Annotated in this window: 20 protein-coding genes; 11 read left to right on the forward strand and 9 right to left on the reverse strand. The window is 67.1% G+C overall.

Features of this window, described 5'->3' with window-relative positions; genetic code table 11:
* Positions 1-26: 26 nt before the first annotated feature.
* From F792_RS0108815 to F792_RS0108870, 11 genes are all read left to right on the forward strand, one after another.
* The gene (locus F792_RS0108815; RefSeq protein WP_018169265.1) at positions 27-746 is read left to right on the forward strand and encodes an SDR family NAD(P)-dependent oxidoreductase; all 720 of its coding nucleotides are present in this window, start codon (positions 27-29) and stop codon (positions 744-746) included.
* Between the two features lie 285 nt (positions 747-1,031).
* Complete coding sequence (locus F792_RS0108820) at positions 1,032-1,253, forward strand: cold-shock protein (RefSeq protein ID WP_196799411.1); 222 nt, start codon at positions 1,032-1,034, stop codon at positions 1,251-1,253.
* Between the two features lie 257 nt (positions 1,254-1,510).
* A complete protein-coding gene (murJ, locus tag F792_RS0108830) occupies positions 1,511-3,082 on the forward strand; it encodes a murein biosynthesis integral membrane protein MurJ (RefSeq protein ID WP_018169266.1) in 1,572 nt (523 codons plus the stop codon).
* Between the two features lie 54 nt (positions 3,083-3,136).
* On the forward strand, positions 3,137-4,099 hold the full coding sequence (ribF, locus tag F792_RS0108835; protein WP_018169267.1) for a bifunctional riboflavin kinase/FAD synthetase: 963 nt from the start codon (positions 3,137-3,139) through the stop codon (positions 4,097-4,099).
* Between the two features lie 33 nt (positions 4,100-4,132).
* A complete protein-coding gene (ileS, locus tag F792_RS0108840; RefSeq protein WP_018169268.1) occupies positions 4,133-6,979 on the forward strand; it encodes an isoleucine--tRNA ligase in 2,847 nt (948 codons plus the stop codon).
* Positions 6,979-7,482, forward strand: a complete 504-nt coding sequence (gene lspA, locus F792_RS0108845; RefSeq protein WP_018169269.1) for a signal peptidase II — start codon at positions 6,979-6,981, stop codon at positions 7,480-7,482. The genes ileS and lspA overlap by 1 nt, the downstream gene beginning before the upstream one ends.
* Before the next feature lie 12 nt (positions 7,483-7,494).
* Positions 7,495-7,929, forward strand: coding sequence for a peptidylprolyl isomerase (locus F792_RS0108850; RefSeq protein ID WP_018169270.1), 435 nt, complete (start codon positions 7,495-7,497; stop codon positions 7,927-7,929).
* 18 nt (positions 7,930-7,947) lie between these two features.
* Entirely contained in the window at positions 7,948-8,898 is a 951-nt protein-coding gene (ispH, locus tag F792_RS0108855; protein ID WP_018169271.1) for a 4-hydroxy-3-methylbut-2-enyl diphosphate reductase, read from the forward strand.
* A gap of 410 nt (positions 8,899-9,308) precedes the next feature.
* Complete coding sequence (purU, locus tag F792_RS0108860) at positions 9,309-10,163, forward strand: formyltetrahydrofolate deformylase (protein WP_018169272.1); 855 nt, start codon at positions 9,309-9,311, stop codon at positions 10,161-10,163.
* Between the two features lie 119 nt (positions 10,164-10,282).
* Entirely contained in the window at positions 10,283-11,128 is an 846-nt protein-coding gene (locus tag F792_RS0108865) for a S1C family serine protease (protein ID WP_018169273.1), read from the forward strand.
* A 55-nt stretch (positions 11,129-11,183) separates the two neighbouring features.
* Entirely contained in the window at positions 11,184-12,149 is a 966-nt protein-coding gene (locus F792_RS0108870) for a hypothetical protein (protein ID WP_018169274.1), read from the forward strand.
* A gap of 16 nt (positions 12,150-12,165) precedes the next feature.
* Here F792_RS0108870 and F792_RS0108875 read toward each other — a convergent pair whose 3' ends face one another.
* The 9 genes from F792_RS0108875 to F792_RS0108915 all read right to left on the reverse strand — a co-directional run bounded on the left by F792_RS0108875 (position 12,166) and on the right by F792_RS0108915 (position 23,369).
* A complete protein-coding gene (locus F792_RS0108875) occupies positions 12,166-13,272 on the reverse strand; it encodes a nucleotidyltransferase family protein (protein WP_018169275.1) in 1,107 nt (368 codons plus the stop codon).
* Positions 13,269-14,174, reverse strand: a complete 906-nt coding sequence (locus F792_RS0108880; protein WP_018169276.1) for an HprK-related kinase A — start codon at positions 14,172-14,174, stop codon at positions 13,269-13,271. The genes F792_RS0108875 and F792_RS0108880 overlap by 4 nt, the downstream gene beginning before the upstream one ends.
* Positions 14,171-14,473: an HPr-rel-A system PqqD family peptide chaperone gene (locus tag F792_RS0108885; protein ID WP_018144789.1), complete on the reverse strand. Its 303-nt coding sequence runs from the start codon at positions 14,471-14,473 to the stop codon at positions 14,171-14,173. Before F792_RS0108885 ends, F792_RS0108880 begins: the two co-directional genes overlap by 4 nt.
* A 55-nt stretch (positions 14,474-14,528) precedes the next feature.
* Positions 14,529-15,296 carry a hypothetical protein gene (locus F792_RS0108890; protein WP_018169277.1) on the reverse strand — a complete coding sequence of 256 codons (768 nt, stop codon included), beginning with the start codon at positions 15,294-15,296 and terminating at the stop codon, positions 14,529-14,531.
* 256 nt (positions 15,297-15,552) lie between these two features.
* Entirely contained in the window at positions 15,553-16,287 is a 735-nt protein-coding gene (locus F792_RS0108895) for a class I SAM-dependent methyltransferase (protein ID WP_018169278.1), read from the reverse strand.
* 40 nt (positions 16,288-16,327) lie between these two features.
* Positions 16,328-17,050, reverse strand: a complete 723-nt coding sequence (locus F792_RS0108900) for a GAF domain-containing protein (protein ID WP_018169279.1) — start codon at positions 17,048-17,050, stop codon at positions 16,328-16,330.
* A gap of 140 nt (positions 17,051-17,190) precedes the next feature.
* Positions 17,191-20,514 (reverse strand): VanZ family protein, encoded by a 3,324-nt coding sequence (locus tag F792_RS0108905; protein ID WP_018169280.1) that lies wholly within the window; start codon positions 20,512-20,514, stop codon positions 17,191-17,193.
* A 344-nt stretch (positions 20,515-20,858) separates the two neighbouring features.
* Positions 20,859-22,148, reverse strand: a complete 1,290-nt coding sequence (locus tag F792_RS0108910) for a nucleotide sugar dehydrogenase (RefSeq protein ID WP_018169281.1) — start codon at positions 22,146-22,148, stop codon at positions 20,859-20,861.
* Between the two features lie 90 nt (positions 22,149-22,238).
* On the reverse strand, positions 22,239-23,369 hold the full coding sequence (locus F792_RS0108915) for a hypothetical protein (protein WP_026305935.1): 1,131 nt from the start codon (positions 23,367-23,369) through the stop codon (positions 22,239-22,241).
* Between the last annotated feature and the right edge of the window lie 281 nt (positions 23,370-23,650).

Consider the following 23,650-nt stretch of genomic DNA (forward strand, 5'->3'; position numbering starts at 1 on the left):
CCAACAGAAAAACCAAGGAGAACGACATGCAGGACAGCGGTTTCGGTTCGGCACTCGTCACCGGCAATTCCAGTGGCCTGGGTCTGGGGATGACCCGGGTGTTGCTGGAACAAGGCGCCCGCGTCTACGGCATGAGCCGGCGCGGCTGCCCCGAGGCCGGGGTGAGCGGCGACGAAAAAGTGGATCTGGGCGATTTCAACGCCACCGGGGCCGCAATGGAGCGACTGCTGGGCGGCGTGGACCGCGTTGATCTGGTGGTGCTCAACGCCGGGCTACTGGGCCACATGCAGCGCATGCAGGACGCGCCGATGGACGAGTTGCGCCTGCTGATGGACGTGAACACCTTCGCCAACAAAGTCATCCTCGACGCGCTGCTGAAGCATCGTGTGGCCGTCGGCCAGATCATCGCGATCTCCTCCGGCGCGTCGGTCTCCGGGCATGCCGGCTGGAGCGGCTATTCGCTGTCCAAGGCCGCGCTGAACATGATGATGCAGCTCTACGCGCACGAATTCCCCGAAGAGACCGCCATCAACGCCTTCGCCCCGGGCCTGGTCGACACCGCGATGCAGGACTACCTGTGCGACGAGGCCGACCGCGAGAGCTTCCCGGTACTCCAGCGCCTGAAGGCGGCGCGCGGCACCCCGGACATGCCCGACCCGGAAAACGCCGCGCGCGCCATCCTGGATGCCCTGCCGCGCCTGCGCCACACGACCCGCGGCAGCTTCGTCGACATCCGTCAACTCTGACGCCCGTTTCTGTTTCGCACGCAGAAAACCGTAGTGGAAACGCTCTTGATTCTGCCTTTCTTCGCGGCCTTGTGCGGTTCGGACGTGGACCGCGACCCAACCCGGAAAATCGGCTTCGCAGCGCCAAAAAAGGTTCATGAAGGTGCGTTGGATTTTGCCTGGGATGGCGCGTATAGTCGGGAGCGTGATTCGTGGTTGAGCGACAACACTAGGAAGTTTCTAGTTTCTGAACCAGTGCTCCCGTTGATCTGTTGGCAGCATGCCACGAACACATTTGTTAGTTACATGAAGAGGTTACAAGTTGTGAATACTGGTGTTGTGAAGTGGTTCAACGAGAGCAAGGGTTTTGGTTTCATTACCCCCGATGATGGCGGCAAGGACGTATTCGTCCATTTTTCCGCGATCAGCGGTTCGGGTTTCAAGACCCTGGCCGAAGGCCAGAAGGTCTCCTTTGAAATCCAGGAAACCGCCAAGGGCCTGGCCGCCGGCGAAGTGACCGCCATCTAAGGCGCCACTCCCAAGGCTGACGGCTCCTTCGTTGGACCGTCCGAAAAGGCCGCCTCCGGGCGGCCTTTTTCGTGTCCGGCGTTCTGTATTCACCACGAAGCACACGAACAGACGGATTCGCAGTGCTCATCCGCAGTGCAATCGCCCTTGACCCGGACCTCCTGCATGTCTTCGTGCGCTTCGTGGTGAATGCGGAAGTTCATCGAGAATGATTCAAGTACACTGCGGGGCTTTCCCGAAGGCTGCTCCCGCACGCGATGAACCGCCTGTTTCGCTCCACCGCCGTCGTCAGTGGCATGACCATGATCTCCCGGATCATGGGCTATCTGCGCGACATGGTGCTGGCGGTCACCTTCGGCGCCGGCCCGGCCACCGACGCCTTTTTCGTCGCCTTCCGCATCCCGAATTTTCTGCGCCGACTGTTCGCCGAGGGCGCCTTCAACCAGGCCTTCGTTCCGGTGTTCGCGGAGTTTCGCGAGAAGCGCGGACGCGAGGCCCTGCGTGATTTGCTGGATCACACCGCCGGCACCCTGATGACAGTGGTCACCGTCGTGACCCTGATCGGGATCCTGGCGGCGCCGGCACTGATCTGGGTGTTCGCCCCGGGGCTGGGCACCCAGGAGGCCGGGCGCCAGGACCTCGCCGCAGCCATGCTGCGGATCACCTTCCCGTATCTGCTGTTCATCTCCCTGACCGCGATGGCAGCCGGCATTCTCAACAGCATCGGGCGCTTTGCGGTGCCGGCCTTCACCCCGGTCTTCCTGAACCTGTCGATGATCGTCGCCGCGCTGTGGCTGGCGCCGATGTTCGACGAGCCGGTGGTCGCCCTCGCGTGGGGGGTGTTTATCGCCGGGGCCCTGCAACTGGCCTTCCAGATCCCCTTTCTGTGGCGCGCGGGGCTACTGCCGCGCCCGCGCTTTGGACGCGCCCACGAGGGGGTGCGCCGGATCGTGAAGCTGATGCTGCCGGCGATCCTCGGGACCTCGGTGGTACAGATCAACCTGCTGGTGGACACCCTGATCGCGTCGTTCCTGGTGGCCGGATCAATCTCCTGGCTGTACTTCGGCGACCGCTTCGTGGAGCTGCCGCTGGCCCTGTTCGGGATCGCGATCGGCACGGTGATCCTTCCGCGCCTGGCGCGGCAGTACAACCTGGCCGACCCGGCCGCCTTCGGTCGCACCCTGGACTGGGCCCTGCGCCTGGCGATGCTGGTCGCGCTGCCCTCCATGGTCGGCCTGGTCGTGCTGGCAGTGCCGATCCTGGCCACGCTGATCCAGTATCAGGCCTTCACCCAGTTCGATACCTACATGACCGCGATGGCCCTGGCGGCCTATGCCCTGGGCCTGCCCGGCTTCATCCTGATCAAGGTGCTGGCGCCTGGCTTCTTCGCTCGCCAGGACACCAAGACCCCGGTGAAGATCGCGATCATCGCCATGCTCTGGAACATGGTGCTGAACGGCGCCTTTGTGCTGCCGTGGTACCTCTCCGGCACGCCCGGAGCGCACGCCGGACTGGCGCTGGCCACCTCGGCCTCGGCCTATATCAACGCCGGGCTGCTCTACCGCGGGCTGATCCGCGAGGGCATCTACCAGCCAGGACCGGGTTTGCGCTCGTTACGCCTGGGGCTGCCCCTGGGGCTCGCCGCGATGATCGGGGTGCTGATCTGGCTCTCGCCGGAGTTCGGCCAGTGGACCGAGTGGCCCGTCGACACCCGCCTGCTGGCGCTCACCGGCCTGATCCTGGCCGGCACCGCCACACTCGCCGCCACGTTGTGGCTGACCGGTGTGCGCCCGCACCACTTGCTGCTGCGCGAAGGCACCGATCAATGATGCCGGGGAAGGCCCCGGCGGGTTATACTTTCGGTTTTGCGCGGGATCGGGGCGATGCGGCTGATTCGCGGCCTGGGGCCGGCCGACAGCAAGGCGTTCGAGGCAGCCGGCATGCATGGCGCGGTGGTGACCATTGGCAACTTTGATGGTCTGCATCGTGGTCATCAGGCTGTTCTGGGACGGCTACTCGAGGCGGCGCAGGATCGCCAGGCGCCGGCGCTCCTGATGACCTTCGAGCCGTTGCCCCGCGAGTACTTCGCCGCACGCTCCCAGGCCCCCGCGCCACCCGGCCGCCTGCAGCGGCTGCGCGATCGCCTGGTGACGCTGGGCGACAGCGCCCTCGGCGCAGCCTGGGTCCTGCGTTTCGACGCGCAGCTGGCGGGGCTTTCGGCCACGGCCTTCATGGAGGAGGTCCTGCATCGCCGTCTGGGCGCCCGCCATGTGCTGGTGGGCGACGACTTCCGTTTCGGACGCGGACGCGAGGGCGATCAGTCGGCCCTGCAGACGGCCGGCAAACGTCTCGGCTTCACCGTCGAATCCACCCCGACGGTGCGTGACGCCGAGGGGCGCATCAGCAGCACGCGGGTGCGTGCCGCCGCCGTCGCCGGCGACTTCGCCCGCGTGGCGGAGCTCCTGGGGCGGCCCTACCGGCTGCACGGCCGGGTTGCACACGGCGACAAGCGCGGGCGCACCATCGGCTTTCCTACCGCGAACCTGCGCCTGGGGCCATGGCCGCTGGCACTGCGCGGGGTGTACTCCGGCTGGCTGCGCCGGGCCTCCGGCGAGGCCCTGCCCGCCGTCGCCAACATCGGCTGGCGTCCGACGGTGGGTGGCACCGAACAGCGTCTGGAGGCCCACGTACTCGAGGGCCAGCCCGACCTGTACGGCGAGGCCGTCTGTTTTGAACCCGTCGCGCAGGTGCGCGGCGAACAACGCTTCGAGGGACTGGAGACGCTGCGCGCGCAGATCGCGCGTGACGTCGAAACCGCCCGCACGCAACTCTCCGCACACGACTGAAACCGGCCCGCAGGGCCGATCCGGAACTCGCTAATGGCACGCAAACCGGCACCGCCGAACCCCTACAAGGACACCCTCAACCTGCCCGAGACGGCCTTACCCATGCGCGCCGGCCTGGCGACGCGGGAGCCGGAGTGGCTGGAGGCCTGGAAGGCCGAGGACCGCTACCAGCGCCTGCGCGAATACTGCGCCGGGCGGCCGCGCTTCGTGCTGGCCGACGGCCCTCCGTATGCGAACGGCTCGATCCACGTCGGCCACGCGGTCAACAAGATCCTCAAGGACGTGATCGTGAAGAGCCGCACGCTGGCCGGCTTCGACGCCCCCTACGTGCCGGGCTGGGACTGCCACGGCCTGCCGATCGAGCTGAAGGTGGAACAGAAGCTGGGCAAGGCCGGGCGCGACGTGGACGCCGCGACCTTCCGCAAGGCCTGTCGCGAATACGCCCAGGAGCAGGTGGACGGCCAGAGCGCGGACTTCCAGCGCCTGGGCGTGCTGGGAGACTGGGACAACCCCTACCTGACCATGAACTACCAGGTGGAGGCGGACACCGTCCGCGCGCTGGGCACCATCTTCAAGCGCGGCCACGTGCAGATGGGCGAGAAGCCGGTGCACTGGTGTGTGGACTGCGGCTCGGCCCTGGCCGAGGCCGAGGTCGAGTATGAGGACAAGTTCTCTCAGGCGATCGACGTACGCTTTCGCGTGGTCGACGACATCGACTTCCTGCGCCGCTTCGACGGCATCGACGGCTCGCGCGGCCCGATCAGCGTGGTGATCTGGACCACCACCCCCTGGACCCTGCCGGCCAACCAGGCGGTCGCCCTGCACCCGGAACTGAACTACGCCCTGGTGGAGCTGGAACACGAGCGCATCCTGCTGGCGGAGGACCTGGTCGAGGACTGCCTGGCGCGCTACTCCCTGGGCGAAGGCCACATCGTGGCACGCACCAAGGGTCAGGCACTGGAAGGCCTGATGCTGCGCCACCCGTTCCTGGAGCGCGACGTGCCGCTGATCCTCGGCGATCACGTGACCACCGAGACCGGTACCGGCGCGGTGCACACCGCCCCCGGCCACGGCCAGGAGGACTATGCGGTCGGGCTGCAGTACAGCCTGCCGGTGGAAAACCCGGTGGGCCCGGATGGCCGCTTCCTGCCCGACACCCCGCACTTCGCCGGCGAGAACGTGCACCAGGCCAACGGCCACGTGATCGACGTGCTGAAGGAGCACGCCGCGCTGATCGTGGCGGTAAAGTTCGAGCACAGCTATCCGCATTGCTGGCGCCACAAGACCCCGATCATCTTCCGCGCGACGCCGCAGTGGTTCATCAGCATGGACCGCGCCGAGCTGCGCGCCGATGCCCTGAAGGCCATCGCCGACACGGAGTGGATGCCGAGCTGGGGCCAGGCCCGGATCCACGGGATGGTGGTCAACCGCCCGGACTGGTGCATCTCGCGCCAGCGCAACTGGGGCGTGCCGATCCCGTTCTTCGTGCACAAGGAAACCAACCGCCTGCATCCGCATACCGCGGAGCTGATCGAGACCATCGCACAGCGCATCGAGCGCGACGGTATCGAGGCCTGGTTCCAGCTGGATCCGCAGGAATTGCTGGGCGAGAAGGCCGACGACTACGTGAAGCTCAACGACACGCTGGACGTCTGGTTCGACTCCGGCGTGCTGCACTCCACGGTCGTGGAGAAACGCCCGGAACTGGGCGAGCTGCCGGTGGACCTGTTCCTGGAGGGCTCGGACCAGCACCGCGGCTGGTTCCAGTCCAGCCTGCTGACCAGCGTGGCCATGCGTGGCGAGGCGCCCTACAAGGCGGTGCTGACCCACGGCTTCACGGTGGACGAGAAGGGCGAGAAGATGTCCAAGTCGCGCGGCAACGTGGTCGCGCCACAAGAGGTGGTCTCCACCCTGGGGGCGGACATCCTGCGCCTGTGGGTCGCGGCGACCGACTTCTCCGGCGAGATGGCGATCTCCAAGGACATCCTCGACCGCACCGCCGATGCCTATCGCCGCATCCGCAACACTACGCGCTTCCTGCTGGGCAACCTGAACGGCTTCGAGCCGGCCGAACACGCCCTGCCGCTGGAGGATCTACTGCCACTGGATCGCTGGATCGTCGCCCGCGCACTGCAGGTACAGGGCCAGGTCACGCAGGCCTACGACGGCTACCAGTTCCACCAGATCTACCAGCGGGTACACAACTTCTGCTCGGTGGAGCTGGGCAGTTTCTACCTGGACGTGATCAAGGATCGTCAGTACACCACCCAGGCAGACTCGCACGCCCGCCGCTCGGCACAGACCGCGCTGTATCACGTGGCCGAGGCCCTGACCCGCTGGGTGGCCCCGATCCTGACCTTCACCGCCGAGGAGATCTGGGAACTGCTGCCCGGCGAGCGTCCGGACAGCGTGCTGTTCGCCACCTGGTACGAGGGGCTGGCGCCCCTGCCGGAAGACGCCACGTTCTCCGATGGCGACTGGGACCGCATCCTGGAGGTGCGCACCCATGTCGCCCGCGCCCTGGAACTGGCGCGCAACGAGCAGGGCATCGGCGCCTCGCTGAATGCCGAGATCGACCTGCACCTGCCGGCCGACTCGAGTGCCCGCAGCCTGCTGGAACGCCTCGGAGACGAATTGCGCTTCGTGCTGATCACCTCCGAGGCACGCCTCGCCGAAGGCGCCGCACCGGAAGCTGCGCATGCCGCGGAACTCGGCGACGGGACGCCGCTGGGCGTGGCGGTGCACAAGAGCGAACAGCCCAAGTGCGCCCGCTGCTGGCACCGCCGCCCGGACGTCGGTCAACACACCCAGCATCCGGAACTGTGCGGGCGCTGCGTCAGTAACGTGGACGGCCCGGGCGAGACCCGGCGTTTCGCTTGATGGGCTTGCGGGGGTCCGGCCTCGGCCCGGGGCTGCTGATCGCGGTGGCCATCGTGCTGGCCGACCAGGTCACCAAGGTCTGGGCGGAGCATGCGCTGACGCTGTTCGCGCCGGTCGAGGTCACGAGCTTCTTCAACCTGTCGCTGGTGTACAACCCGGGTGCGGCCTTCAGCTTTCTGGCCGGGGCCGGGGACTGGGGCCGCTGGCTGCTGACCGGCATTGCCGTGGTGATCGGGCTTCTGATCCTCGTCTGGCTGGCCCGCCTGCCACGCCAGGCCTGGTGGTCGGTGACCGCCCTGGGCCTGGTGCTGGGCGGCGCCATCGGCAACCTGATCGACCGCGTGCGCTACGGCGCGGTGGTGGATTTTCTGGACTTTCACTGGGCGGGCTATCACTGGCCGGCCTTCAACGTGGCGGACATGGCCATTGTTGTAGGGGCGATCACGCTGATCGTCGCGACCTTCATCGAGGGCGATCGCAGCCACTCGGGCAACACAGACTAGTCGGGAGCACACATGACCACGGCCACCAAGGGCGCGCACATCGAGATGCACTACCGCCTGATCCTGGAAAACGGCTTTGTCGTGGACGGGACGGGCGAAGAACCCATCACCCTGGAGATCGGTTCCGGCGAGATCCTGCCCGGGCTGGAGGATCTGCTGGTCGGTCTGATCGCGGGCGACCACCGGGAATTTGCGATCGAGGCCGGCGTCATGTTCCCGTTTCGGGACCAGGCGGCGGTGCAGCAGATGCCGCGCTCGCAGTTCCCGGCCGACCTGCCGCTGGAAGTGGACTACATCTACGAGTTCAACAGCCCGGCCGGCGATGCCGTACCCGGCCGCATCGAAGCGGTAGAGGACGACACCGTGACGGTGGATTTCAACCACCCGCTGGCGGGGCAGAACTTCACCTTCGAGGTGGATGTGCTATCGGTAAGTGAACCGCAATAGGTCGCAGGAGAGTCTCCTATGAGCATGCAGGCCCAGCTCGCCAATCCGCGCGGTTTCTGCGCCGGGGTGGAACGCGCCATCGAGATCGTGGAACGCGCCCTGGAGATCTACGGCGCGCCGCTGTACGTCCGCCATGAAGTGGTACACAACCGGCACGTGGTCGGGCGTCTGACGGATGCCGGCGTGCGCTTCGTCGACGAGCTGGACGAGGTCCCCGACGGCCAGGTGGTGATCTTCTCCGCCCACGGCGTGCCCAAGCGTGTGCAGCAGGAGGCCGAACAACGCGGCCTGACGGTGTTCGACGCCACCTGCCCGCTGGTCACCAAGGTGCATCTGGAGGTAGCGCGCTACGCTCGCGAGGGCCGCGAGGTGGTGCTGATCGGCCACGCCGGGCACCCCGAGGTCGAGGGCACCCTGGGCCAGTTCGATGATTCCCGGGGCGGGAGCATGATGCTGGTCGAGACCATCGCGGACGTCGAGAACCTCGAGGTGGCCAACCCCGACCGGCTTGCCTTCGTGTCCCAGACCACGCTGTCGATGGACGACACCGCCGGGATCATCGACGCCCTGACCGCGCGCTTCCCGAAGATCGAAGGCCCGCGCAAGATGGACATCTGCTACGCCACCCAGAACCGCCAGGACGCGGTGAAGGACCTGGCGAAGCAATGCGACCTGCTACTAGTGGTCGGCTCGAAGAACAGCTCGAACTCCAACCGCCTGAGCGAGATCGGCGCACGCATGGGCGTGGAGTCCTATCTGGTGGACGGCGCAGCCGACATCGACCCGGCCTGGCTCGAGGGCAAGAGCCGCATTGGCGTCACCGCCGGCGCCTCGGCCCCGGAGATCCTGGTCAACGAGGTGCTCGACTTCCTGCGCGGGCACGGCGTCGACGCCGTCTCCGAACTCGCCGGCCGCGAAGAGACCATCACCTTCTCCATCCCCACCGGCCTGCGCCGCGAATCTGCCTGACCCGCCCCGTCCTTCCTTGCGGCGATTTGTTCACCACGAAGCGCACGAAGAGATGAAGAGGGCAAGGCGAATGAACCACAGAGGTCACGGAGATAACCGGGGATGGCTTTGTGGCAGGCAGGATGCTGAGGCGCGCCGCGAATCGCATTGATCCTTTGGCACCGCCCGGACCCGATGCGTAGCAGAATCTCGTCATCCCGGCCGCAGCGCAGCGGAGAGCCGGGATCTTCCAAGGCTGCCACCGACGCATCGCCAACCCCGGGAGATCCCGGATAACCGCTGCGCGGTTTCCGGGATGACTTCGCTTGGGGCGATGCCCTCTGTGGTAAAAATGTCCATGATCTTCTCCGCGCCTTTGCGCGCTTCGTGGTGAAACCCGCCCTTGACCTTATTCGGGATACTTAAACGACATGGATGATCGACCCCGTTTTCGGCTGAGTATCCGCTGCCCCGATCAGCACGGAATCGTCGCGCGCATTGCCAACGCAATCGCGAATACCGATGGCTGGATCACCGAGGCGGCCCAGCACACCGATGCCGAGGCCGGCTGGTTCTTCATGCGCTGGGTATTCTCGCTGCCCATCGATGCCGAGCCCGCCCTGCGTGAACGGCTGGATGAACTGGCCCGCGATCTTGGCATGGACTGGTGGCTGGCGGGGGCCGACACCCGCCCGCGCGTGGTGCTGATGGTCTCGCGCGAACCGCACTGTCTCAGCGACCTGCTGGCCCGCTGGAGCAACGACGAACTGCCGATGGAGATCCCGGCGATCCTTTCCAACCACCGCGACCTGGCACCGCTGGCGGATTGCTACGGCATCCCGTTCGAGCACATCCCCGTGCCGCGCGCAGACCGCGCGGCCGCCTTTGCCACCCTGCAGGCGCGCCTCGCCGAGCTGGCGCCCGATGCCATCGTGCTGGCGCGCTACATGCAGATCCTGCCGCCCACGCTCTGCGACGAATACCCCGAGCGTATCCTCAACATCCACCACAGCTTCCTGCCGTCGTTCGTCGGTGCCCGCCCCTATCACCAGGCCTTCGCCCGCGGCGTGAAGCTGATCGGCGCCACCTGCCACTACGTCACCGAGGACCTCGACGCCGGCCCGATCATCGAGCAGGACGTCACCCGCATCCGCCACGACGACGGCGTGCAGGACCTGATCCGCAAGGGCCGCGACGTCGAACGCTGGGTCCTCGCCCGCGGCCTGCGCTACCACCTCGAGGGCCGCGTCCTCACTCACGGCAACAAGACCATCGTCTTCAACTGACGGGGCGTCGACGCGGCGTTAAAGCGCCCGCTGACCATGACCCCCTTCGCCTAACGCATCAGCACCACGGCCGGAACCGCCTGACCTAGACTCGAACCATCGACTGGCGGGGATGGCCCATGGACAGCACGACGAGCAAGCGATCCGCCCTCTTCTCCCGGGGCTTTTCGGCAGACACCTGGCAGCGCGCGAGGAAGACGCTGAAGGTGCTGGCCACGGCGAGCCTTCTGGCCCTGCTGGTTACCCAGCGCCCGGCTGCCGCCGACGGACTGCCGGACACGATCGAGCGCATCAAGCCCTCGGTAGTCAGTATTGCGACCCACCAGCCGTCGCGCAGCCCGCGAGCCAATTACCTCGCAACCGGATTTGCGGTCGGCGACGGGCGCCTCATCGTTACGAATCACCATGTGATCCCGGAATCACTGGATCATGCAAACCGCGAGCAACTCGTGGTAGTCAGCGGCGAAGGTCGCGACACCTCCATCCACAGCGCGGAGCTTGTGGCCCATTCGGCGAACGACGACCTGGCCCTGTTGCGGATCGCCGGCCCTCCACTGCCCCCCTTGCGACTGGGATCGTCGGACGCCGTACGCGCGGGCGAGCAGCTGGCTTTCACTGGCTACCCGATCGGCATGATCCTGGGCATCTACCCCGCGACCCATCGTGCCAACGTGGCCGCACGCACCCCCATGGCGATCACCGCCCGCCGCTCGAGAGAACTGAGCGAGGCTCACATCCGGCAACTGCGCGCCGGCGCGCCGATGGTGTTTCAGCTGGATGCCACCGCCTACCCCGGTAACAGCGGCAGCCCCCTCTACCGCATCGACAATGGCGAAGTCGTCGGCGTAATCAACCAGGTCTTCGTCCAGGGCGGGCGCGAGGCCGCAGTAAGCCGGCCCAGCGGCATCAGTTATGCGGTCCCCGCCGACCGGATCCGCCCGCTGCTGGCCAGCTACCAGGAGTAGGCTGATCCGCACCCCCTCCCCTCACGGCAAGTCCGAGCCGGACAAAGGCACACCCATGGCGGCCTCATCGTCCGATACTCGCTGCGTTTACCGCCAGATCCACATCGATGTGGCCCGCAACGCCACGGACGACTTCAACCCGTTCCATGACGGCGACAAATGGACGCGCATCCGCGGCAATCCGTTTGGCGGACCGATCGTGCTGGGCTTTCAGCTGGAGTGTCTGGCAGAGGCCCTGGTGACCCGGATGCGGATCGCCGAGGGCGATGCCGGAAGCACCTCGCAACTCCGGTTCCGCAACTACCAATTCACGTTCGCCGGCGCCCTGCGCGTCGACGAGCCGTTCACCACCGTCGTCAAACCCACCCTCCGGGGCACGGATGCGTCGGGACAGCCGCAGGTATCCAATCGCATCGCGATGCGCAAAGGCAGCGGACTGGTGCTGCTCGGCCATGTACGCGACTCCCTGACACCCCAGGCGTTGCCTGGCGAGTCATTGCCGCTGCCCGCGGATGTCCGACTCGAGCAGCTCGAGGATCGCTGCGTGCTTGCAGAAAACGGGTGGTTCCACAAGCGCAAGTTCATGTCCAACAGCAATGCCAAGAACCTGCTGTCGGGGTCACTCGTGCGCCAGGCGGACTACTTCGACGAGCTCGAAGATCGCATCAACTTTCCGGACATGTTTCCCGCCGCGCTGATCTCCTGCGCCCTGCTCGAAAAGGCCGATGCAGACGGCCACGATTTCTACCGCGACCCCATGGTCTACACCGCGCACCACATCAGCGTGGACCAGCGGCTAGCACGCGCCCTGCGAAGCGCCGACGCCCTGCACATCCTGGTGAGCCCCGCGGAGCAAGTGGAAACCGCGGGGCGCGGCCTGGCGGGCTCCGGCATGGCACAACTACGCTATCGGTGCATGGGGCTGGTGGCAGGCCCGCGCATCCTGTTCCGCGGCGAACTGTTTCTCGCACCCCTGATGGCCCTTTCCGAAGCCATGGTTTCCGGCCCCGCAGCCCCCTGAGCCCTGGCCACTCCGATCAGGGCTCAGCCTGGTTCCTGTTGCCCTTGCGATGGTCCTTGGCCGCCTTGCGCAGCAGGTGCGGAACCAGCAAGTGCAAGGGCATGCGCAGATAGTGCGAGCGTACATACAACAACCAGCGGGCGGTGCCGGACAACCGGCCGTCGCAACTCCAGTGATGCGGTTTCAGGCCGCGCCGGAACAGGCCGTCCATCAGCACCAGAAGAGGACGCGCCGGACGCGCCGCGGCCAGCGCGCGGAACGCCGAATCGGGGACGGGGGTCTGCAGGAACTCGCGACCATAGCGCAACGCATAGTAGAGCGGGCGTGCCAGATCCATCTCGAAGGCGCGCGCCGTCAGGTGTTCCCAGAAGTCCGAATCCTCCGCCACAAAACGACGCAGTAGCGCATCCATATCCGCCAGGTCCCGCAGGCCGTTCTCCAGTTCGCCATCGTGAAACAGATGCGTCGCACTGTGCAGGACCATGTCGGCCGGCCCCGGAACGTACATTCCGGGAAAGCCATCCAGCGGCAGCGCGGCCGCCCACAGGAGTTCCGGATCGGGATGCAACCGCGCGGTCGGCGGCAGGATGGTGTGATGCACATCCAGCACGCTCTTGCGCCGCATGTGCGTGAGCGGAGGCAGCTCGTGCATCCACTGGCGATAGTAGGTCTGGTCGTAGGTGTCGTAGCCCTCGCAGACCCACCCCTGAACGAACAGGTGCTGTTCCGCCGACTGGATCTGCGCCTGCGGGACCAGGATGTCGACATCGGAGAACTGCCGCCCCGGCGCACTGGGCAGCCCGGCCATCACGTAGGCCGCGCCTTTCAGGAGCATCACCGGGATCGCCTCCGGCGCCAGGGCCTCGTGAATCCGTGCCACCTCCCAGCGAGCCATGGCGTGCTGGCGATCCGCCAGGACCCGCGCGACGTGCAGGTGTCGCCGGGGCGCCGGAGGCACATCCGACAACGCCCCGGCATCCTTGATCAAGGCATGCAACCGCCCCTCCAGAGAGGCCACTCGCGCCACCCGGACCAGCCAATCCCAATCCGCCAGCGAAAGACTGCGGGAGGCTGCCGGCTCGGCGAGGACCGCGAGCAGTTGCTCCAGCGCGGGACGGATCATGCGCCCGCCCCGGCGAGATCATTCAGCAACCCCAGGGAGGCATCCAGGTCCGCGTACTCCAGATTCAGGCAGGCGCTTTGCTCGATCAGATCGGCCGCTGCCCCGAAACCCGCTCCGCCCACCACGCTGTAATTGAAGGACGAGCCGATCAGCTTCAGCAATGCCTCGGCCCGCTCCAGAGGTTGCAGGCGGTCACGTCCTCCGGCCGCAAAGCGCGGGAAGACCAGCCAAGCCGGCCCGGCCTGCTGGTGCATCCGTTCAATGCTCGAATCCGGTGGCTTCAGATGTGCCACGGTCCCCTTGCTGGTGTCGTGGGAGGCGGGACCGATGATCGCCTGCGGATGGCGTTCGCGGATCAGGTCGATGGCGGCATTCTTCAGGCTGACCGGACGCGGCAGCGCGACCAGCTTGCCGGTCGCCAGCGACAGCAGGGCGAATTCGTCCGACAACAACCGCCAGCCCGACAGGGTCAGGGCCGCGGTCAGCGTGCTCTTTCCCGCCCCGGGCTCGCCCGGCATCACCAGCGCCCGGCCGTCGCGCTCCAGCACCGCCGCATGGATCATCAGGAAGTCATGGGCGTGCTGGGCAATGCACCAGTTCAGCCCCCACTCGAACAGCGGATAGGCATGCGCCAGCGGCAGGGGGCGGAAGGGCGAGCGACCATCCAGAAAGAAACGCGCCTGCGGACGCCAAACCGAGCGCAGGCCGGGGGAGGCCGCAAGGGTGACGTGGAAATCGGCGAAGGGGGTACTGGCGGCCGGCAAAAGTTGCCGGTCGTAGAACAGGGCCACGGAGTGCTCGACCCGGTCCAGCCGCGAACGCAAGCGGACCACGAAGGGCCCCACCTGGATGGCAAGGCCGGCGTCCCGCAACCCCGCCCTCAGGTCTTCATGGGCAATCACGCGTCCCGCGACTCCGGGGAGACACGGATCAGATCATGCTGCCGCAACTGGCTCAAGCCGGCGTGCATCGCATCCTCCAGGTCCCCTTCCGTGGCGTCATATCGCTGTTCAAGGTACTCGAACAGGGTGGCCGGCGTCATCGGCCCCTCTTGCAGGGCCTGGAAGATGTCGATCAGAGGGGGCTGCAGCACGTGCGTCTCGCCACAGCGCTGATCATAGACAACCACCGATTCACCCCATGCCCGCACGTGAGCGGCGGGCAGCGGGATCAGCGCAAAGGATTCTTCAGAAACGGACAAGGGGGCCTCGTGTACCGACCGGCCCAGGAGCGCTGGTGGGCAGCGCCCCGGGATATCAACGATTGAGAGTGGAAGAGTTGGTCCGCACCTCCACGCACTCGCCCGCCTCGTTGCGCGTGTAGCCGTCTCCGCAGTCGCCCAGGCCGTTGATCGGGCAGAAGCGCTCGTTCATGTAGGCGAAGACGTTCGTCACCGCGGAGTGCTTGCCCACATCCTCGCGGGCCATCGAATAGGCCTTGATCACCTCGTCGACCGAGGCGCCGAAGTCGATCGAGGTACACGCTGCGTTCAGAACGGCGCCCACTGCATGCCAGTCGAGCGACCCCCTGCACACGCCCCAGGCATGGAGCACCTCCATCAGCGAGGGTGTGCCGGTCAGACATTCCGGCCTGTAACCGAAGACCTCCTCGAAGGAGGTCGCCCCGCCCGTACCCACGGTGGCGTCAAAACGCTGGCAGTTGTTGTCGGTCCCGCTGGTCTGAATGCAGGAACCCGGGGAATACCCGGTGCACTCCCAGGCACCCCAGTTGTCCTTCCAGAACGCCGAGGTACAGCCATCGCCCGCGGTGCACTCGTGGTCAATGTTGGAGACGTTGGCGGAGAAGATGTTGCCCGACAGCGAGCACTGCCCCTGGGCGCCCCAGACCGACTTGGCCGGGAGCGACACCAGCATCGCCCCACCCAGGCCGGCCGCGGTCAGGCGGCGCCGGCTGCGACTGCGAAGGCCGGACGAACCCGTGTCCGGGTCCACGGGGGCGGTGGACTTGCCCTCGCCTACGTCTTCGGGGCCATGATTTCCGTTGTGCTCGTGTTCATCACTCATGCTTGCCTGCTCCAGGTCAAACCTCGCCATTTCGCCGTCCGGGCAACGGCACCCGGCCACGCCGCAATGGGCTGCGATCCGGGGGGTACACTGCAATCAGACGCTTTCTCCTGGAACATAGCAAGCGGGATGCCAGCCTTTTGAATAACGGGTAACTTACTGATATAACGGCTCCGACCCTCGACGATACAAAGCCCGCGGGGCACGCGGAGGCGCCGAGTGGAAAGTTTTCCGACAGCCCTGAGTGGCCCGCCCCTCATACCCGCCGCACCCGCAGAATGAACGAATGACTCAGCCACGCCCCGGCGGCCGGCACCGCCTGCAGGAAACTCCGGGTGCCCCGGTTCTCCAGGAGCGGCTGCAAGCGCGCCAGGCGGCCGGGGGCCAACGGAAGCCAGTACAACGCCTCGGGCCGCAGACCCACGGCCTCCGCCGCCGCGCGAAAACCCTGAGGGTCGTCGTAGCGCAGATGCGGCGGACGCCCTCGCCGACACCGGCGCCATTCGCGAACCGCCGTGGGCAGGCAACGCAGGTTCAGCGCATCGACCCAGGCCTCGCCTCCCGGGCGCAGAACGCGCCGAATCTCGGCAAGTGCCGGCTTTGGATCCGACAAGGCCTGCATGACGCCGAAGCAGAGCACCCCGTCGAAGGCGGCGTCCGCCAGCGGGAGGTGATTGATGTCCGCCGCCAGCCAGGGGATCGCCGGATCACTTCGATCCCGCGCCTTCTGCAGGGAGGGCGTTGAGTAGTCCAGCCCCCAGACCCCATGGCCCTGCGCATGCAGCATCCGTGTGTAGGTTCCCGCGCCGCAGCCGACATCCAGCCAGCGACCGGGCCCCACGTCGGCGCGCCGCCACAGTCGCTCGAACTGCCGGATGCGGCTATGCAGGCCGCTGTGCGTCCAGCCCGCGATCCCGGCATCGTCCTCCAGGTTCGCCCCGCGCTCCAGGAAGCGCTGGCGCCAACGGCGTTCGAAGCCGGCATCCTTCACCGGTTCGCACCTTGCGCCATCGCCATGACCGCGTGATGGTTCATTCCCGGCCCTCGCTTACCTGACCAATGAGTTCGGTCGCGGCAATCAGCACATGATCGCGGGAGAATCCGGCCCGGCTCATCTCGTCGTACAGCGTGCGCGCCAGCAACCGGGCCACGCGTTCCGGGGCGTGGGTAATGGGGCCCGTTGCCGCACCCGGCTGTCGCGCCAGCGCCATCTGCGTAAAACTCGTGCGCAAAAGTCCCTTTAACCGATGGACGAGGACCGACTTCGCCACCACCAGGGCCAGGATCAACGCCCGGCGCAAATCCTCCTGCGTCAGCCGGCCCCGCCCCTCGGGGCTGTCGATGTTGATCACGCCCAACAGGTCGCCCTCCAGAATCACTGGCACCGCGATCACGTCGACCGGACCCGAACCCTCGGCCCGCCGCGCCTCGGCTGCAAAATCGGAGGCATGCAGGTCACGAATCAGCAACCCCTTGCGCGCACTCGCCACCCGCCCCGAAATACCCGAGCCAAGGGGTTGCCTCACGTCATAGGCCTGATCGGGCAGATACCCGTGATGTGCCTGGACGCGCAAGCGCACCGCGCTCCCGTCCGGGTCCGGCTTCAGCAGCATGATCGAACAGCGCTCGCACTCCATGGCGTGACTGACCAGCGCGGCCAGGCCGGCCAACCCCTTTTCCAGGGACTCGGCCTCCTCCACAAAATGAGCCAGCTCCATCAGCCGCTCGTCGAATGCATCAAAGGCCTCGCCCATCTCCCCGGCCCCACCACGGTTTCGTCCTGCGAGCTTAACAGCCCGATCAGGCGCGGGATCGAGGCAGCGTTAGGCACAAGCCGAGCGGACCGGACGGGCCCATAACGCCCCCGACCGCGCACCGCACGACTGCCCCAAATTCAACCCGCTCGAGGCTTCGCGGATTGCCTGACGCCCTTTGCGGCCGGCGCTGCGGACGCCGCCACGCCCAGCAACAGCACCAGGTAGAACAACAGGGCGATCCGCGGGGAGTAAAACAGCGTACTGAACACGCCGATCGACAATGCCCCTGTCAACGCGGCAGTCGACGCCAGCGCCACCGCATCGCCCGCCAGCGAACGCCGCAACAGCAAAACCAGGGCCGCCAGCGTCAGCCACACAAAGGCCAGAAGACCCAGCCAGCCCTGATCGAAATAGATCTCCAGCCACTGATTCTCGACCCGCCACGGCCACAGATGGTCCGTGGTGAAGTACCAGTAACGGCCCAGATGCTCGAAGTCGCCGTTGGCGACGTATTCACGACCGGCCGAATCCCGAACCTGCACGCTGTAAAATTCGGTGACAGACCGCTGGCGCGCATCGACCCCCAGCGACAACACCAGGCCGCGCTGAATGGGCCAGGGGCGTGCCTCCATCGGATCCAGGTCGAAGCTCCACTGGAAGGTCTGACGTCCGCCGTCTTCCAGGCGCATGCCCTCGCTGCGACAACCGAAGGAATGGCGGATGGGCTTCTCGCAGATGAAGACTCGAAATCCCGTGGGCTGGGCACTGGCGGCCTCCACGGTCAAGGTATAGAGACCGTCGCGGGGCAGGCTCACCCGCTGATTCACGAACAACGAATCGCCACCGCCGATTTGCAGGCGCGGCTCACCCTCCGCGCGGGTGAAGGCCAGATTGCCGGGCAGGCGCCCGTCCCGGTTTCCGGTCCGGTAGTGCTCCGGAAAACTGCCGACACCCCGCCCAAACAGAGGTGAAAGCGGCCCGCCGCCCGGCAGTTCGAGGGCGGCCTGCCAGTGATCCATGCGGATCCCGAAGTCACGTTCGATGTGGCTCATCCGCTGCTCGGCAAACCCGCCCAACGTGGTGCCCGCAACCAGGGCAATCGCCACCACGGGCAACAGCACACCGACCAGTGCCCCCTGCCGAGCCTGCATGCGCCCATGCAACGCCGCCAGCAGCACCCCGACCGCGAGCACGACCACAGCCACCGCCAACCCCAGATACCCGCCGCGCGAATAGGTCATCGCCACGGCGTATGCCGTCCCGACCGCCAGCAGGGCCGAGCCGGCGAGCATCAGGCCGAGGCGCTGGCGCCAGCACCAGATCAGGGCCAGGGGAAAGGCCAGCACCAGAAAGGTCTCGATGCTGGGCCCTCCCGCCTGCATCTCCGAAAACAGCCCTGACAGCCGATAGCCACTATCGAAGTTCAGCAGCCCGGGATAGGTAACCCGCTCGCGCACCACGAACGCCAGTTGCGCCAGCAGGGCCAGCGCCACCCCGGGGAGAAACCAGCGCGTCACCTGCTCCGGCACCGGGACAGACGCAACCCTCAGCATCGCCAGCAGGACAACCGCCCACAGCAGGCCCTTGGCCACCCGCAGGGCATTCCACTGGTGGGCAAAATGCACCGCCTCGCCGGGGTTCCAGGTGCCGGGCGGGAACAGGGCAACCGCCAGGCTGATCAGCGTCGAGGCCACCAGGAGACCCAGCGCCCAACGAATGCCGCGCGGCAACAACGATGCCCCCGCATGCAGCGCATGCGGCCCGAGCCAGAGGGCCATGGCCAGGGTCATCAACAGGAACAGGTCCAGCTCGGAGACGAAAAGGCGCCCGTGGTAGAGCGTCAGGTCCAGGGTGGCCAGCAGCACGGGGATCACGAACAGCCAGCCCTGCGGCCGCCACGCCAGCAATGCGGCATAGGCCAGCAACCCGGCGCTCAGTGCCACGGGCACGACCGGCCAGGTCACCGCCAGCAACAGAGTCGCCAGCGCCAGCAGGCCGGCAAGCGCCTGGCGCAGGCGCTGAAAACCGCGCGGATTCGGGCCCGGCCCGGCCGGCTCCGGGTGAGGACCGCGTGGCTCAGCCGCAGCCCGTCCTGCGGGTACGCCCCCCACGGCACTGGCACGACCCAGCCATTGCAGCAGCGCGGCCATCGCCCAGGCGGCCAGGCCGGCAAGCACCAGGCTGGCCGGGTCCGGGCGCGCGCCGTCCACGAAGAGCTTGGCGGCCTCGACCAGCAGCGCCAGGACAACCCCTGCCACGACGGCCAGCAGGTTCAGCGCCGACGGCTGCAGGGGACGGCGCAGCTGCCACAACCAGACCAGGAACCCTAGCGGTGCATACATGGCCAGATGCAGCGCCGTACTGCGCAGGGCGTGAATCTCGTCCACGTGATAGTGGTAGTAGAACGGCCACAGGTTCAGGTCGGCCCACTGGATTCGGGCCGCTTCCACATCGGCGTGGAACGGGCCGAAACCGTGGTTGAGCGCGACCAGCAACAACGCGTAGAACACGGCACCGATCACGAGTATCGGCGTGGCGAACTGCTGCAGCGTCCGGATCACGCCATGGGGATGCGCGGGCAGGTTCCGGAACAGGACCAGGCCGATGCCCATCCCCAGGGCCCGCAACAGCACGGACCGCCCCTCGGCGATGCCCGACAGGGTGGCGAGATTCAACAGCTCCAGCAGGCCCGCAAGAAGCAGGGCCAGCGGGATCCCGGCCCCCAGCAGCGCCGCGCCGCGCCGGTGCAGCCACAATGCCAGGAGCAGCCCCACCGGGATACTGGCGACCACCTCCAGCGTCAGCCAGCTGATACAGCGAATCCCGCTGGTGCAGGCCCCGGCAGCGACCCACCAGCCCCAGGCATCGGATGCCAGGCGAGCCCGCAGCTCGTCCATGGCGAGCACCAGGTCAAAGGGGACGAAGCCGACCATCACATAGGCGGCGGCATAGATCACCAGCCCGGCGGTCAGGGCCTGCGCACCCGCACCCTCCAGCACCCGACGCCAGCGCGCCAACGGGTCGCGCAACGCCAGCCAGGCGAGCGAGCCGGCCACTGCCCCGGAAAAGTTTCCGGCGATATCGGCCGCCGCCGGATGCCGGTACGGCAACCACACCTGCAAGAACTCCACGCCGGCCGTAACCGCCAGGCCCAGGGCGGCCACGAAGACGAACGCGCCGGTCGCAAGCAGCCGGTTGCGGCGACCATGAGTCAGCCATGCGGTCCAGGAGAACCCCAACGGCATGAACATCAGGGCATTGGCCATGAACTGCTGGCGGCCACTGGTCCCGGGGCCGGTCAGGCTCATGCCACGGTAGATCTCCCAGGCGCGCTCCAGGCTCATCGAGCCGAACTCGAACGGCAGCAGCGTCAGGTAGACCGCAGCGCCCAGCGACAGCCAGGCCCACAGCGCGCAGGTACGCAGCGACAGCGGTTCCGAACCGGCGCGCGGCCGGCTCATCGAAGGGTCAGGGAAGCGCCGATCCATGAATCGGTGCAAGCGCGCGTCACGCCCGAATGCACATGGGGCGCAGCGCCGCCCCTGCAATCAGGCGGCACGTCGGAAACCATGGGGCAACAACGCGGACGGACACACGGTTCAGCGTCTCCCGGGACGAAAGCGTCCCGCCACTGTAGCTCCGGCCGCGCCCATGAACAGCCCGGGCGTTATGCGGGCGTGGCGTTCACCATCCGTGCGCCGCGCCGGGGCCCAGGGGAACAGTGCGCGCCGCGCCAGGTCCCGAAGCTTCCCCATCAGGAACCTGGGGGGGCATCAACGCGAACGCTGATGGGCTCGGCGCCCCCTTACAGGCGGAGATCCGTGGCAGTACGGGGGAATACCGATTTCACGTCGAAGATTACCGACTCGGGCCGTGCCAGTTCGCGGATGGCCTCGATCCCCATCTGCAGGAATTCGCGGTGCGGCACGGCCACGATGATTGCATCGAACTGCCCCGGTGCCGGCGTCTCGGTCACCGGCGTGATGCCGTACTCGTGCTCGGCCTCGGCCGGGTCCACCCAGGGGTCGAAGACCGTCACCTCGGCGTTGTAGCCAGCCAGGGTGGCGTGGATGTCGATCACCCGGGTGTTGCGCAGGTCCGGGCAGTTCTCCTTGAAGGTTAGCCCCATCACCAGGATCCGCGCCCCCACCGGGTTGATGCCCTTGCGCACCAGGGCGCGCACCGTGTTGTCCGCGATGTGCGCGCCCATGGCATCGTTCACGCGCCGCCCGGCCAGGATCATCTCCGGGTGATGGCCCACCGCCTGTGCCTTGTGCGTCAGGTAGTAGGGATCCACGCCAATGCAGTGTCCGCCCACCAGGCCCGGCCGGAAGGGCAGGAAGTTCCACTTGGTTCCGGCCGCCTTCAGTACCGCCTCGGTATCCAGGCCCAGGCGCTCGAACAGCAGGGCCAGCTCGTTGATCAGGGCGATGTTCACGTCGCGCTGCGTGTTCTCGATCACCTTGGCGGCCTCGGCCACGCGGATGCTCTCGGCCTTGTGCGTCCCGGCGGTGATCACCCGCGCATACAGCCCGTCCACGAAGTCGGCCACCTCCGGGGTGGAGCCCGAGGTCACCTTCATGATGGAGGTGACCCCGTGCTCCTTGTCGCCCGGATTGATGCGCTCGGGGCTGTAGCCGGTGAAGAAGTCCCGGTTATGCACCAGCCCGGACTGCGCCTCGAGGATCGGTACGCAATCCTCCTCGGTCGCCCCCGGGTAAACGGTGGATTCGTAGATCACCGTGTCGCCCGGCTTGAGGACCTGCCCCACACTGCGGCTGGCTCCCAGAAGCGGTCTCAGGTCCGGTCGCTTGTGCAGGTCGATCGGCGTCGGGACGGTCACCACGAACACGTTGCATTCGCGCATGGCCTCGAGATCGGCGGTGTACGTCAGCTGCGGGGTCGCGGCGAGCTTCTCCGGCTCCACCTCGCGCGTGCGGTCCACTCCGGCCTGCAGCTGCCGCACCCGCTCCGGGTCGATGTCGAACCCGCGGGTGGGCCATTGATGGCCGAATTCGACGGCCAGTGGCAGGCCGACGTACCCCAGACCGACTACTCCGATGGTGACTTCATCCAGCGCGGGAAGCGTATGCATAAGATGTCCGTTCTCGTTGCCAATCGTAATGGAGGGCGCCCGGCCGGATACCTCTCCGTTTTCGTATGCGATACCGACGCTCGCAACCCGTCAGCGGCAGGGTGCACAGCCCGGGACACGCGGCCCGACCCCGTCCGCTCGTCCGGGGTTGGGCCCCGGCGGCCCGGCATAGGCACCCCAGACTGCCTGCTCGCGCAAACGGCCATTGTAGTCGCGATCCGCACCCGCGACCGGGGCCGAACTCACGCCGGCAGAACGCTCGTGCAGAGCGCCCTCCCGGGGATAGAGATCCAGAGCATCCTGCCCGGCATCCGGTGCCGCCAGATACCGGGCCGCGTCCGCGCGCGCCGCAGTGAAGTTCTCGCCGCCCGCGATACGCCCCGAGAGCTGCAGCGGATCCCCGGCAAACACGGCGTTGCCGGACGCCTCCTGATCGTAGGCCCGACCCGACGCGTCCACCCGGATGCCGAACCCGGTGGCCAGGATCGTATTGTTCACGATCCGGATCTCGCGTGGCCGGTGGTTGTGCGGCCGCACCAGTACCGCGTCGCCCGTATCGTTCAGGAACAGGTTGTCGTGTAGCTCGATATTCCCCTCGCCCTGAAACAGACGCTCGTGCGGGTTCTGATAGAACAGGTTCCCCGCGATGCGATAGCGGTCCTGGGACCCCGGCCCAGCGGGCGGGAAATGCCCCACCAGCAGGTTGGGCCGCGCCCGCCCCCCGTCGCTGGCGCGCTCTGCCTTGCTCAGCAGGTTGTAGCGAATCCGGGTCTCCCGCGGCTCCGCCGGCATCCCCGGGATCCCGTCGCGGTCCGTCTGGTGCTTGATCTGGATGTTGTACCCCAGGGTGCGGTGAACGTGATTGTGCTCGATCACGCCAGCGACAAACGGGCTGGTCCCGTCCGGCTGTCCCAGATACATCCCGGTCCCCACATCGTGGATTTCGTTGTGCCGGATCACCCAGTCCCGGGCGGGCGCCCGCGTGGTGATCCCGGCGTTGCCTTGCGAATGGTCGTAATGACGGATGGTCAGGTGTTCCAGGGTCACGTGATGGACCCCATCACCGCGCGCCTCGGCGACCACCCCGGCCACGGGTTCGCCACCACCATCCAGGGTCAGGTGCCGGATCACGACATGCTCGGCGTCCACCAGGCTGATCGTGTTCTCCCCGCGGCGTCCGCGCAGGATGGCGGGCTCGCCGCCGACCGGGCCACTGATCACGATGGGTTGCTCCGGCGTTCCGCGCACGCCATGCAGCCGCAGGGCCCGGGGGTAGTCGCCCGGTGCCAGCTGCAGCCAGTCGCCGGGCTCCAGCGACGCCACCCGCGCACGGTAATCTTCCGGACCCGCCCGTACCACGTTCCAGGCCGTATCCGGCAGGTCTGTTCCAGGCTCACTTGTGACCGTAGAAGTGCCTGGATCTGCAATGGCGACCGGTATCCCCTGCAGCAAGACGCACGCCGCCAGCAACCCGCCAAGGGCACGGCACAGTCCGCGATCGA

It is taken from the genome of Thioalkalivibrio sp. ALMg9 (assembly GCF_000380625.1).
GTDB classification, from domain to species: Bacteria; Pseudomonadota; Gammaproteobacteria; order Ectothiorhodospirales; family Ectothiorhodospiraceae; genus Thioalkalivibrio; species Thioalkalivibrio versutus.